We start from the raw sequence: 14145 nt of genomic DNA on the forward strand, positions 1-14145 counted from the left end.
GCAGGGCTTGAAAACCCCGAAGGCTATCAGCTGGATGGGGTTAGCCTGACTCCGTTATTGGAGAATCCGGATAACTCCTTAAATCGCGAAGCATTATACTGGCATTTTCCGGGGTATCCGAATTCAAGATGGAGAACAGGTCCAGTAAGCGCAGTACGTTCTGAACGTTGGAAACTTATGAAATTCTACGAAACAGGTGATGTTGAGCTCTACAATCTCGCGGATGATCCAGGTGAGGAAACAGACCTTGCCAGGCAGATGCCTGGAAAAAGAGTACAATTAATGAAACAATTGGAAGGGTGGCTACAGGAAACAGGTGCTCCGCTGCCTTATTGGCCGGGTGAATAATTGGCAGGGAGATTTGTACTACGTCCCTTTTTCGCGGATTCCTCAGTTGTTGGATGTATAGACCCAAAAGTTTTTAAGAGGGCTTCGCAAAACCCTCACTTCTTCGTTCTGAGGGAGTTGTACTCCCGTTAAAAGGTCAATGGGGTCGGCAGTACAACTACCTCCCAACAAAATAGCAGGTTTTGCAAAGGGTTTCTTTAAATCGTCGATAATTGCCGTTGATCTTGGACCGTGAATCGGCTTCTTTGTCCCATTTCGGTCCAAATTCACGGAGATAAGCCCTCTAAGAGACAAATTATTCTACCTGACACCTCGATTTTGAGAGGAATCGAAAGTGGCAGATAATTCAAAAGCCTCCTGAAAATATGATCCGGACAAATCCTTTATTTGGTAATCCGTTGAATACGTTGCTTTTATTTGTATCCGCTCTTCTCATATTGGGATGTGCAAACGATGAACAAAAAAGTACTCAAAACCCATCAAAACCCAACATCGTCCTCATTCTCGTGGATGATATGGGCTACGGCGATCTCAGGAGCTATAATCCGGAATCGAAAATTCCCACTCCCAATATTGATGGACTTGCGAGTGAAGGGATCCGCTTTATGGATGCACATGCCCCCGGCGCGGTATGTCATCCCTCCCGGTATGGGTTGTTGACAGGTCGCTATCCGTTTCGAACGAATACGAATGTGTGGCCGGAACAACCGGTGATTGACGAAGATCGCATGACAATAGCTTCGCTCCTGCAGTCGGAGGGATATCACACGGCGATGGTCGGAAAATGGCACCTGGGGTTTGACGAATCGGCTGCTATTGAGGCCAGTCGGGAAAATGCACAGGAAAGCGGGAACAATATTCGGGCTGCCTATCGCCAGTATGCAGAAGATCAGCTTTTATCCGGCGGACCGGTGGATCGTGGATTTGACTCCTTCTTTGGAATCCGGGCCTCGACAGATATTCCACCCTATTTTTACATCCGGGATGACCGCGTGGTAAATCCGCCATCCGATTCGATTGGCAACAATTACAGCGGGGGCATCTGGACGGACATCCAGGGTGCGTTCTGGCGGGAAGGGGGGATTGCACCCGATCTTGAATTAATAGACGTTTTGCCGCGCTTTACGGATGAATCGATAGCGGTGATTGAGAATCACAATTCCAGCAATCAGAATAAACCTCTGTTTCTTTATGTGGCCTATCCAGCTCCTCATACCCCGTGGCTGCCGACCGAAGCGTTTGAGGGAGCAAGTGACGCCGGGATGTATGGTGATTTTATGGCGATGGTGGATGCAGAGATTGGCAGGATTTTATCAACCATTGATAAGGAAAACATGTCCGATGAAACGCTTGTCATTTTTACAAGCGACAACGGGCCTGTCTGGTATGACAAAGACAAAGAACAGTTCGGGCACGACTCCCAGGGAGGTTTGCGCGGGATGAAAGGGGATGTTTACGAGGCGGGTCATCGCATGCCGTTTATTGTTCGCTGGCCGGGAGTGGTAGATCATGGAGCAGTGACCGATCAGACGATCTCTTTTACCGATCTGATGGCTACATTTGCTGACATACTCAACACCGAACTGCCGCAGAATGCCGGAGAAGATAGTTTTAGTTTGGTTCCGGTACTTACAGGTGAACAGCCGGAAAAAGAAGCTGTTCGACCACCGGTGGTCAGTGTATCAAGCCGCGGCGTTCGAACTATCCAGGATGGCCGGTGGAAACTGATTGAAGCACTTGGTTCAGGCGGGTTCTCGGATCCTGCATCTATGGATCCAGAACCAGGGGGACCGGAAGGTCAGCTTTATAATCTTGATGAAGATCCTGACGAGACGAATAATCTCTGGCTCGATCATCCCGATGTGGTCAATCGCTTAAAGCGCTTACTTCAAGACTACGACAGGGAAGGTGGAAGTCGACCAGCTGAATGATTTTTAAAGGCCCTCTCGTAATGAAGTTTCAATTTTTCGATATGATTGCATTTATGTTATAATAGAATTGTGCAAAATCAATTTTACTTAGCGATTGTTTAGATGAGGGATCAGCAGCTGTTTCAACAGGTCAAGGCAGGGGACCCGGAGGCGTTCGAAACGTTGTTTCGCAGCTACTACGACCGACTGATTAAATTTGTATGGGGTTACGTAAAATCCGAAGCGATTGCCGAGGAGATCATACAAGAGCTGTTCACCAAAATCTGGGAGGAAGGCGAATCGATCGAGATTAACAAATCCGTACAAAACTACCTCTACACATCCGCCAGGAATATGAGTCTCGACTATCTGAAACACAAAAAAGTAGTGCAAAACTGGGAGCAGGAAAAGCAGGCACTGAGAAAGGAAAAACCAATGACTTCGGACCTTGAAAAAAATCTTCACCAGAAATTTGTGCTGGAAGAAGTGGAGAAAGCAATCCAGTCGCTTCCCAAGCGGAGACGCATGATATTTATTCTCAGCCGCTATGAAGGAATGACCTACCGGGAAATCGCCGAATTTCTCGATATTTCGGTAAATACGGTGGAGACACAGATCAGCCGGGCACTTAACTCCCTGCGTGATCGATTTCAGCATCTGTTGACCCTGGCCGCCGTTCTATTGGTGGGATGACATTGCAACCGAAATTTTTATCGTAGATAAATAACATCGCCTCTGAACTGGTAGGTAGGGTATCCTCCCACTCATATTAACTCATTGATTACCAATGAATTAGAGTATTTATTATGCCAGTTGGGTGCAAGGAATTCTCCTTATTTGTCGAAAAACCGTGCATGTCTGCGATTCGATTATGGTAATATGGTGCGTTAGTAGTACAGCATAAGGTATTATTGACATGAAGGGGTGTTCCTTTTTGTGTGAACAAAAACGAACCCAAAAAATCACCGGCGGTGGATTTCTTCGCCTGGCTGCACTCCGCTGCGGCTAAAAGAAACCCAGATATTCACGTGGGCAGCCCCACCTTGCTGATAGAGGTTTCCCACTTGCCTGGGTCTTCCCATTATTCGTTGCAGAGTTTCTTTCTTAACGCCTTCGCTGCATTTGCCCGGGCGGCTCAGAAATCGCAAGGCCGGAAGGATATGAACCAGATTTTGTGGCAGCCCCAAGTCCAGAAAATCCCTGCAACTGTTTCCGGGAAAACCACGTGGTGTGGATAAGCAAGGGCCGGATTGGAGTCTCCGGGAGATCAATATCTGGGATTTTATGGTGACTTTTTTGGTTCGTTTTTTGGTCATACAAAAAATGAACAACTCTTCCATCGGAAAGGAGCGATTGTGACTTCTTGAGGAAGCATTAGGTAGTGAAGTACCGTCCGCTTATTGCATTTTATCGTTTTATTTTGCTCGCCGATATGCAATCCTAATATTTCGCACTTCTCTGATAGAAAACTCCTGTTCATTTCTTTAGCACCATTCGCGCACAATAAACGATCCGAATAGGCAGGATTTAATAATTTTTTTGAGTGGCTCGCTGTACAGATCTCTGAAAACTGCCCTCATAGGCCTCAAATGCCTATTTCGAACGGAAAAATAAAATATAGAATCCTGTCGTGGTAGATCTCAACACCCTCGTCTATAGTAACAGAAAGGGAAAACAATCGGAAATGATCATTATCCATGAACTCCAATTTATTTAAGATGTATCCCGAAGAAGTCATACGCTACATATCCGGTGACTACAGCGAGGCCGACGAGCAGTTTGTCCGGCAGTGGCTGGAAGAAGACCCGTCGCGCAAGGCGGTGCTCAGGCAACTGCGTGAAGTCTGGGAGATCTCCGGAACGCTGAAAATAGGCGATGTGGACCGCGCCTGGGCCGATCTTTCGCAACACACCACAGAACGAAAAAAGAAAGTGTCCGGGCGTATCGGGTACATGCCGAAAAAGACCTACCATTCTACGATCAATACCCTGATAAAAGTGGCGGCGGTGTTGCTGGTGCTTGCCGGGGCCTATGGTTTTTACGTGTACTCGGTTTCGATGAATGCAGGAAATCAAGCCCGGCAAGAGCAGGTAACGTATCGGACGGTTTCCTCTCAGGCTGGAGAACGGCTTAACCTGCGGTTGAGGGATGGCACAAAAATTGTTTTGAACGAATCGAGCACCCTCCATTACGCCGATGATTACGAGGAGAAATCCAGGAATATCCATCTGGAGGGCGAAGCGTATTTCGAGGTAAACCACGATCACCCTCACCCGTTTGTGGTGTATGCCAATAATGCCCGCGTTGAGGATATCGGCACCAAATTCAATGTGAAGACGAATGGCGGGGAAGAGAAAACGGAAGTGGTGGTATCACAGGGAAAAGTGAAGGTTTCTCCCAGAAAAAGCGAGGGAAGCAACGGGCAAATGCCGCTGCATGCCGGAGAGGAGCCCCCCTCGGACGGTTCTTCGGTGATTGTATCAGAGGGCCAGAAAGTAGATGTGACGGCCCAGGCAGAGAAATTAACCGTCGAAAAAGCAGATCTGAATGTAGCGCTGGCATGGCTTGAAAATCAACTGATTTTTGATGCTGAACCGCTCTCATCGGTCATTAGAAAAATTGAAGACCACTACCAGGTACATATTGAGGTGGCTGATTCGGCACTGTACCGGAAGAAGCTCACCGCCGCGTTTGAAAAAAGTCAGTCACTGGAAAACGTCATTAAAGTGCTGAGCATTTCGCTGGATGCCCAGTACAGCATCGAGGACCAGCGCGTACGATTATATCGGGAACAATAAGACCAGGTTTAACGCAAGAACATAAACAAGTTTATCAATTACTAACTAAAAAAGGGAACCCATGGGGAAGTTATACAAATGCAGCTTCTATCTGTTATTTATCACGCTGTTGGGAATTGCAACAGCTGTATCGGCGCAGCAGAAACTGGCCGATTATAACGAACAGCAGGAAAACCGCAATATCGCCTTGCAGACGGTGCCGGATCAGCTTTTGGAGATGAGGATCTCTCTTAATGTTGAAGAGATGCCGGTGCGGCAGGTACTGAACAGGATACAAAAGAAAGTTGGGGCTCAAATAGTTTATACAGAAGATCTGATGGCCGGTGATCTGCATGTAACGCTGCATGCCGAAAAGCAAAAAGTGTTTGACATACTGGATCAAATCGGATACCAAACCGGGCTAAAATACTGGGCAACCGGCAGCTTCATCATTATGCGCGGGAGTGAGTTGCCCAAACAAATGGAGACGGTCTCGGGCCAGGTCACGGACGCCGCTTCCGGTGACCCGCTCCCGGGCGTCAACGTGGTGGTGAAGGGTACGACCACGGGTACCTCCACCGACAGTGAAGGAGGATTTGAGCTGGGTGTTCCCTCCCTGCAGGATACGCTGGTGTTTTCGTTTATCGGGTATCAAACGCAGGAAGTGCCGATAAATGGAAGAACGAATATTGATGTGGCTCTGCAAACACAGGCAGTTGCTGGTGAGGAGCTGGTTGTGGTGGGTTATGGTACGCAGCAAGAACAAGATGTGACTGGATCTGTCGAATCTGTCACAATGGAAAAGGTGAGTGAACAAGTTGTTACTGGAGGTGACGAACTTTTAGCCGGACAAGTGTCAGGTGTAAATGTGAATCAACCGGCTGGTATACCAGGAGGTGGACCAACTATTGAGATTCGTGGTATAGGTGCTGTAGGTGCTGGTAGCCAGCCTTTATATGTTATTGACGGTTTTCCAATTTCTGGATCGAGTTCAGTCGTTTCTAACCCATTAAGTAATATTCCGGCTGAGGATATAGAATCAATAACTGTTCTTAAAGATGCATCAGCTACAGCAATATATGGCTCTAGGGGAGCTAATGGTGTAATAATGATTGAAACGAAGAAAGGCACCTCTGGGCAAATGCAAGTACAAATTAGTGCCTACACTGGATGGCAGCAAGTTAGACAACAAGAGAAGCCAGACTTGATGAATGCCCGTCAATTTGCACAATTTCAAAAAGAACGAATATCAGATCAAATTCGATTTCAAGAAAATCGGGAACCCACAATGGATGATATACCCGAAGAATATAGAAATCCTGAACAGTATGGTGAGGGGACGGATTGGTACGATGAGGTTACACGAATGGCGCCCATGCAAAATTTAAGATTTAATATTAGTGGGGGTAGTGATAATATTCAGTCATATATTTCAGGGGCATTTCTAACACAGGAAGGAGTTGTTCTCGGAACCGACTATCAGCGATTCTCTTTAAGAGCTAATGTGAATGCTACGATAAGTGATAAGTTAAGTGCAGGAATTAATTTAGCTCCTACATTCTCCAATAGGGCTCAGGTAGCTATAGGAGGTGCTGGAAGAGGTGAGCCTGGATTTGGAACTGCGTTAGTAGCAAGCCCACTGGAGCCTGTATATAACGAAGATGGAAGTTTTAATGAGATGATCGGTAACACCGGGACATTTAATTATCCTAATCCAGTGCTGGAGTCACAAGACATAAAGAATGATTCTCGTACTTTTAATGGATTATTAAATGGATATGTAGAGTATAATTTACTTGATGAACTTAGGTTTAAAACATCTGCGAATGTAGAGTTTTCAGATGGTCAGGTGGAAACATTTCATCCTTCGAACGTTGGCAACCTTTTTCAGCCTCCCCCAGTAATACCTAGTGGATCATTCATAGCATCATCTGGTCTCAATTGGGCTACAGAAAATACTTTGACTTATCAAGATGAATTCTTGGGAAGTCATAGTATTGAGGCGCTACTTGGTTTTAGTGTTCAGCAAGACAGAACAACGGGGGCGAATATAAACGGTCAAGATTTTGCAGATGATGAAATAAAGACACTAAATGCCGCAAGCAGGTTACTTGGGGGGACAAATAAGCAGGACTGGTCTTTGGTATCATATCTGGCTAGAATGAATTATGATTACCAGAATAAGTACCTAATTACGGCAACTGTTCGTCAGGATGGTTCTTCTCGATTTGGTAGTGATAACAGATGGGGTGTTTTCCCATCAGGAGCTTTGGGCTGGCGTATATCCGAAGAGCCCTTCATGGAAGAATTGTCGTGGATTAGTGAATTGAAACTTAGAGGGTCATATGGTATAACTGGTAATTATAATATTGGGAATTATACCCACTTGAGCCAGATTGGAACCAGTGATTACGTTCTGGGGAATAGTCGAGCGTCTGGTAGAATATTAAATCAACTTGGTAATCCAAATCTTGGGTGGGAACGCACAAGTGAGATCAATTTCGGGCTGGATCTTGGACTTTGGGAGGACCGAGTAACACTTCATGCTGAATATTATGTCCGAAATACTGAAGATTTATTGCTTAATGTTGAAATTCCCCAATCCTCTGGGTTTTCAAATGTAACTGAAAACCGCGGTGATGTTGAAAATCGAGGTTTAGAATTATCAATCAATTCTAACAACATTAGTCAACAAAAACTGAGTTGGAGCACCGATTTTAATATAGCGTTCAATAGAAATAAGGTGTTAGAATTAGGTCGAGATAATGCCCCTATTTTTGCAGGATTTGGAGGTGGGGGGTTAGAGTCAAACATAACGAAGGTTGGTGAGCCTATTGGCATGTTTTATGGATGGGTAATTGAGGGCATTTTCCAAAGCGAAGAAGAAATTGCCAATTCACCGTCATACCAGGGTGCTGTTCCAGGTAACTTAAAAATGAAAGATGTTAATGGTGACGGAGTCCTGTCTGAACCCCATGACTTTGCAATTATCGGTAATCCTTACCCGGATTTTACATGGGGAATGACAAATTCACTCCAGCTTAACAATTTTGATTTAAGAGTACTTTTAACAGGCTCCTATGGTGGAGAGCGCTATCGTGAAGACCATCACTATTATCATAATATAGATGGTGTTTTTAATGTGTCTACGGATGTGCAAGACCGTTGGAAGTCTCCTGAAGAGCCTGGGAATGGAGAAGTTCCAGGTACTGTCGGTCTTCGTAATCGCCAGTTTTTCCGACATATAAATACTGGGGCAATTGAAGACAATTCTCATATATGGGTGAAGAATGTTACCCTTGGATATACTCTTGGGGAAGAATTAATGGATGGTATCATGCAAAGTGCACGCGTGTATGTTAGCGTACAAAATGCATTGTTATTAACAAATTATGGCGGAAGTAATCCAGAGGCAACGAATTACAACAATGCCAGTGGGGACGGAAACCTGGCACCTGGGTTAGACTTTGTGAGTTACCCTTTGCCAAGAGTGACAACACTGGGTATAAAGCTTAATCTTTAATTGTTTTTAACACTTAAGAGTTTAGAACTATGAAAAAGGTAATTCTTTTCTTTTTACTAATATCGGCTGGACTTCTTTCCTGTAATGACATACTTGAACCAGAAGCTGATTCTTTTGTTAATGCCTCTACTTTTTATGATACAGAAGAATCGATAGAGTTGGCTGTTAATGGGGCATACAGCCAACTCCAAGATCTTTATTATACAGGGTCTTCAGATTTCTGGGCAATAACTGAAATGAGATCTGATAATACAACATTCCAGTATAACCATGGAAATAGAGGAGAGCATGAAACTGAATTTTTAGATTCATTTTTAATTTTAGACGAAAATGGGCCTATAGAGGAAGTTTGGAGCACTATTTACACGGGGATTTCACAATGTAATGTTGTCTTAAATCGTATTGAAAACGTTGAATTTAGCAATTCAACATTAAAAGAGCAGTATACAGGTGAATTAAAATTCATTCGTGCGGTACATTATTTTCATCTGGTTCGACTTTTTGGAGGTGTTCCCTTAGTACTTGATGAGGTTGAATCCCCGGATGATGCATTTTCAGAAGGTAGAGCTTCAGCCTCAGAAGTGTATCAACAAATCATCAATGATGTAAATGATGCAACTAGTAGCCTGCCTGAGAACTACTCTGGAGCCGATGTAGGTCGAGCAACAAAAGGGGCAGCTTATACACTACTTGCTGATGTATACCTCACCCAAGAAGACTACTCAGCAGCTTCAGATGCATTAGAGCAGGTAATTAATATGAATTATTCTCTTTTGACTGATTATTCAGATGTTTTTGATCCAGCTAATAAGAATAATGCGGAATCAATTTTTGAGATCCAATTTAGTTCATCAATTGAGGGAGAGGCCAGTGAATTTGCCTATCGATTTGTTCCTTTTAATTCTGGTTCTGATATAATCGGTTTTACCGATCTAAATCCAAGTCATGCCGGCTACAACATTCCTACACGTGATGTTATAAGGGCTTATGAACAGGGTGATACAAGAAAAGATGCTTCTATTGCTTACTATGTTAATCCAGAGAATTCTCAGTACGATGTAGCGATTGGTGATTCAATACCTTACATCAAAAAGTTTGTTCATTCCTTTGAACAGCCTGGACGCACTAACGAAAATGTGCCTGTTTATCGGTATGCCCATGTACTTTTAATGATGGCAGAGGTTATTAATGAAGTCGAAGGGCCAACATCCGAAGCATATGGTTATATTAATCAGGTAAGACAAAGAGCCGGTCTCAATAACCTAACTCCTGGTTTATCAAAGGAGGAGTTTCGTGATGCGGTTTATCATGAACAACGGGTAGAATTGGCGTTTGAAAATCACCGTTGGTATGATTTGCTAAGAACAAATAGAGCAATTGAAGTAATGAATGCACATGGTGAAGAGCAAAAGCAACTAGTTCCTAGATTGACAGAAGAAACTTATAACGTTGTAGAATATAAACTACTTCTTCCAATTCCTTTAAGAGAAGTTAGGTTAAATAATTTAGAACAGAATCCTGGATGGTAAGTTGAGTAATCGAACAAAATATTAATCTGGGATTATAATTTTAGATTAAATGGAGGATTATTCCTCCATTTAATCTATATAAAATGAAGATATTCTATAATTTCTATCTATAAATAATGATTAAACGGATGGATTATCATGATCTAAGTCCCCTATATAAATATTAAATAGGCTAAATTTCTATCTTGTAGTATCCATTGCAATTTTACACTAGATAGAATCAATGAAAAATCTATCATTTTAAGTATGATAACTCGCATAAGTAAAGCTGCATATAGGCTTGTATTTATAGCCACTCTGCTGTTTCCAATTGTGGGATGTAATCAAGGAGATATACAAAGACCTAATATATTGATCATCATGGCTGATGATCTTGGTTATTCAGACTTAGGTTCTTATGGTGGAGAAATAGCAACTCCCAATTTGGATAAACTGGCAAAGAATGGGTTAAAGTATACTCAGTTTTACAATACGGGCCGCTGCTGGCCTACAAGAGCTTCTCTACTTGCTGGTTATTATCCCCAGCAAATAGGTCGCGATAGTGCTCCTGGAATTAAAGGTGGAGGACAAGGTGAACGGCCTGATTGGGCACAGTTATTACCGGAATATCTTAAAGAAGCTGGATATCGTTCCTATCATACAGGGAAATGGCATATTGATGGTATGCCAATACAAACTGGTTTTGATAGGTCCTATATGCTTGAAGGGCCAATTGACCATTTTAGACCTGTTGAACACTATGAAAATGATAATAAGCTTCCACGCATTAAAAAAGGTTCAGATTATTATAGCACCACAGAAATTACTGATAGAACTATTAAGTATTTAAAAGAACATGAATCAAATTATAAGGATCACTCCTTTTTTTCGTATGTAGCTTTCACTGCTCCACATTTTCCATTACACGCACTTGAAGAAGATATCAATCGGGTGGGGGAGCGATATAATTCTGGCTGGAATGAGATACGAAAACAGCGTTGGAAACGAATTCAAGAAATGAACCTTGTTGAGGGGCGGCTATCGGAAGTCGAAAGAGATATTGGTCCACCTTACGATTTCCCAAAAGCTTTAGAAATATTAGGTGATGGTGAGGTAAATCGTCCGGTACCTTGGGATAGTTTGACCACACAACAAAAGCAATTTCAACAAGATAAAATGACCATCCATGCAGCAATGATTGAACGGATGGATAAAGAGATAGGGCGAATAATTGATCAACTTAAGGCATTGGATTACTATAATAACACACTCATAGTTTTTCTTTCCGACAATGGAGCCAGTTCTGAAATAATGGTCCGTGGAAATGGGCATGATCCCAACGCCAGGCCGGGTTCGGCAGATACGTTCCTTAGTTTGGGTCCGGGCTGGTCCACGGTAAGTAATACCCCATTTCGACGTCACAAAACCTGGGTACACGAGGGGGGAATTGCTACCCCTTTTATAGTTCAATGGCTGGATGGGATTGAAGATAGAGGTTCATTGAGAACAGCTGCAGGGCATGTTATTGATTTAGTACCAACAGTCCTTGACTTGGCCGGCCTTGAAAGATCTAGTCAAATTACCAAATCGATGCCTGGAAGATCACTAGTTCCAACATTTGACAGTAACATAGAATGGGATCGGAAACTCTGGTGGTACCACGAAGGGAATCGGGCCATGCGGGCAGGAGATTGGAAAATAGTTGCCTCCAAAGATGAAGATTGGAGACTTTTTAATCTCGAAAAAGATCGTGCTGAAACAAATAATTTAGCTGAAAATAGACCTGAGAAGATTCAGACTTTAAAAACACAATGGAACAATGAGCTAGAAGATTTTAAAGAGATTGTTCCCAAAGAGTATTTAGAATGATTATTCCATATGTTTAATAACTGGATAAGGATCTGAAGACCAAGGTTTTAAACAGATGAAAAAGGTTAAGTGCTACCTCGAAGCAAGTAAGTAGAGATGAAATAATAAAATATTTAAATTTAAATCCTTCAAAATGAGAGTTAATTTATATCGCATTATAAATGCAACTACCTTTTCTATATGGTTTTTTCTGAGTTTGGGCATAATTTTAAGCAGTTTATCATTGCCTGTACATGGACAGAATTCAGCCGACAGTCCGAACATCCTATTTATCGGCATTGACGACTACAATGATTGGGCCGGCATTCTCCAGACGCACCCGCAGGTTGTTACCCCCAATATTGACCGCCTGGCGCAGAGAGGGACCCTGTTTGCCAATGCCCACGTGCAGGCTCCTGTGTGCAATCCCTCCCGCGTCAGTCTCATGACGGGGCTTCGTCCCACGACCACGGGAATCTACGGGCTGGCCCCCGGCCATCGGCAGGCGGAGACCACCCAGGATGTGGTGACGCTCCCCCAATATTTTGCTGACCACGGGTATCGCACCTATTCAACCGGTAAAATATTCCACGGGGTATCCGAGCAGGTACGGGAAACCGATTTCCAGCACTGGGGCCCGGATGGAGGGTTTGGCCCCTTTCCGGAAGAAAAGCTTGTCAAAGAGCCCCTGGACATGGTCGACCACCCGCTGGTGGACTGGGGTACGTTCCCGGAACAGGATTCGGCCATGGGCGATTACAAAGTGGCCAGCTGGGCCGTAAACCGGTTGAAAGAGCTGGGGGCTGAATCTCATACCGACCCGTTTTTCATGGCGGTCGGATTTGTTTCCCCGCACGTACCGCTGTACGCCCCCCAAAAATGGTTTGATCTGTATCCTGAGGAGGAAAATGTAGTTTTACCTCCTGCTCCTGAAGGAGATCGCGAAGATATTCCCGATTTTGCCTGGTACACGCACTGGTTTCTCCCTGAGCCGCGCCTCTCCTGGGTCTTGGAACACGACCAGTGGCATTCGAAGGTGAAATCGTACCTGGCGACCGTCAGCTTTATGGATGCACAGGTGGGCCGGGTCCTCGATACGCTGGAAGAGCAGGGACTGGTGGAAAATACCATAGTGGTCTTCTGGTCCGATCACGGGTACCATCTGGGGGAAAAGGCGATCACCGGGAAAAATACCTTGTGGGAACGGACGACGCGGGTGCCGTTGATTTTTGCAGGACCGGGGGTTACGGGGGGAGCAACATCCGCGGAAGCGGTCGAATTGCTGGATATGTATCCCACGCTCGTGGATCTGGCGGGGCTGCCGGCTAAAGAAAACCTGGAAGGGATATCGCTGGTACCGCAACTTGAAGATGCAGCTACCCCCCGCGAACGCCCGGCAGTAACCACCGCGAATCCGGGGAACCACGCTGTGCGCACGGAGCGATGGCGCTACATCCGGTATGCTAACGGATCGGAGGAGCTGTATGACCACTACCGCGATCCACATGAATGGGCGAACCTGGCCGCTGATCCCCAATATGCTGATGTGAAGAGGAGGTTGGCAAAATGGATGCCGGAACGCAGCGCCCCGCACGTGCCGGGAAGCCGGGCCCGCATCCTGTGGCAGGAAAATGGAGAATGGCTCTGGGAGGGCAAACCAATAAAGTTTGACCAGCTGGTTAAATAAACTAGAACGGAGACCGTTTTAGTTGTTTACTATAGGTGTTTTGACGTTGCCTTTTGCAATCTGATCCTTCGGCAGCAACTACCCTAGCCAGCGGGCTTCTTCCAAGGATATACACTACTATCGGCTTTATGCAAAGTCACAATAATTTGGAGACCTGCAAGGGACGCTCATAGATAAGTTACATCTGCTAACCGGCTCCAAGATCAATTTCGGCATTCCCTATTCCAATGATATGAATCGATAGAGGAGGACTCCCTCGAAGAAAATTATTATGAAGATTACTGGAGATTTGCTGAGGAGAAGGTTCCACTCTTGAATACTACAATATTCCCTTGATGCAGGGCACATTCAGTTAAGAATATAGTGGAGAGCCGTTTTTATTGTTATTAGCTCATAATCTTCCACACATTTCATTATTCGTCTTTGATGAATTTAAAGGTTATAGCGATGCAGGGCTTGAAAACCCCGAAGGCTATCAGCTGGATGGGGTTAGCCTGACTCCGTTATTGGAGAATCCGGATAACTCCTTAAATCGCGAAGCATT

9 protein-coding genes are annotated in these 14145 nt (G+C 44.5%); all 9 read left to right on the forward strand.

Going from position 1 to position 14145, the window contains the following annotated elements; genetic code table 11:
• Positions 1 to 348: sulfatase/phosphatase domain-containing protein (locus ACG2F4_RS18315; protein ID WP_395262383.1), on the forward strand; the 348-nt coding region annotated here is incomplete at its 5' end.
• A gap of 407 nt (positions 349 to 755) precedes the next feature.
• Positions 756 to 2279, forward strand: a complete 1524-nt coding sequence (locus ACG2F4_RS18320; RefSeq protein ID WP_395262385.1) for an arylsulfatase — start codon at positions 756 to 758, stop codon at positions 2277 to 2279.
• Positions 2280 to 2381: 102 nt separating this feature from the next.
• Complete coding sequence (locus tag ACG2F4_RS18325; protein ID WP_395262387.1) at positions 2382 to 2951, forward strand: RNA polymerase sigma-70 factor; 570 nt, start codon at positions 2382 to 2384, stop codon at positions 2949 to 2951.
• A gap of 245 nt (positions 2952 to 3196) precedes the next feature.
• Complete coding sequence (locus tag ACG2F4_RS18330; RefSeq protein WP_395262389.1) at positions 3197 to 3496, forward strand: hypothetical protein; 300 nt, start codon at positions 3197 to 3199, stop codon at positions 3494 to 3496.
• A gap of 459 nt (positions 3497 to 3955) precedes the next feature.
• Positions 3956 to 5056, forward strand: coding sequence for a FecR family protein (locus ACG2F4_RS18335; RefSeq protein WP_395262391.1), 1101 nt, complete (start codon positions 3956 to 3958; stop codon positions 5054 to 5056).
• A 61-nt stretch (positions 5057 to 5117) separates the two neighbouring features.
• Positions 5118 to 8558 (forward strand): SusC/RagA family TonB-linked outer membrane protein, encoded by a 3441-nt coding sequence (locus ACG2F4_RS18340; protein WP_395262393.1) that lies wholly within the window; start codon positions 5118 to 5120, stop codon positions 8556 to 8558.
• A 29-nt stretch (positions 8559 to 8587) separates the two neighbouring features.
• Positions 8588 to 10087 carry a RagB/SusD family nutrient uptake outer membrane protein gene (locus ACG2F4_RS18345; protein WP_395262395.1) on the forward strand — a complete coding sequence of 500 codons (1500 nt, stop codon included), beginning with the start codon at positions 8588 to 8590 and terminating at the stop codon, positions 10085 to 10087.
• Positions 10088 to 10333: 246 nt separating this feature from the next.
• Positions 10334 to 11935 (forward strand): arylsulfatase, encoded by a 1602-nt coding sequence (locus ACG2F4_RS18350; RefSeq protein ID WP_395262397.1) that lies wholly within the window; start codon positions 10334 to 10336, stop codon positions 11933 to 11935.
• A 133-nt stretch (positions 11936 to 12068) separates the two neighbouring features.
• Complete coding sequence (locus ACG2F4_RS18355) at positions 12069 to 13601, forward strand: sulfatase (protein ID WP_395262399.1); 1533 nt, start codon at positions 12069 to 12071, stop codon at positions 13599 to 13601.
• Positions 13602 to 14145 lie beyond the last annotated feature (544 nt).

It is taken from the genome of Halalkalibaculum sp. DA3122, from assembly GCF_043951865.1.
Classification (GTDB): Bacteria; Bacteroidota; Rhodothermia; order Balneolales; family Balneolaceae; genus JAMQKA01.

Coding starts and splice junctions, on each gene's coding strand:
- ACG2F4_RS18335 (WP_395262391.1), top strand. CDS start 3,956: ATGAACTCCAATTTATTTAAGATGTATCCCGAAGAAGTCATACGCTAC.
- ACG2F4_RS18340 (WP_395262393.1), top strand. CDS start 5,118: ATGGGGAAGTTATACAAATGCAGCTTCTATCTGTTATTTATCACGCTG.
- ACG2F4_RS18325 (WP_395262387.1), top strand. CDS start 2,382: ATGAGGGATCAGCAGCTGTTTCAACAGGTCAAGGCAGGGGACCCGGAG.
- ACG2F4_RS18355 (WP_395262399.1), top strand. CDS start 12,069: ATGAGAGTTAATTTATATCGCATTATAAATGCAACTACCTTTTCTATA.
- ACG2F4_RS18345 (WP_395262395.1), top strand. CDS start 8,588: ATGAAAAAGGTAATTCTTTTCTTTTTACTAATATCGGCTGGACTTCTT.
- ACG2F4_RS18350 (WP_395262397.1), top strand. CDS start 10,334: ATGATAACTCGCATAAGTAAAGCTGCATATAGGCTTGTATTTATAGCC.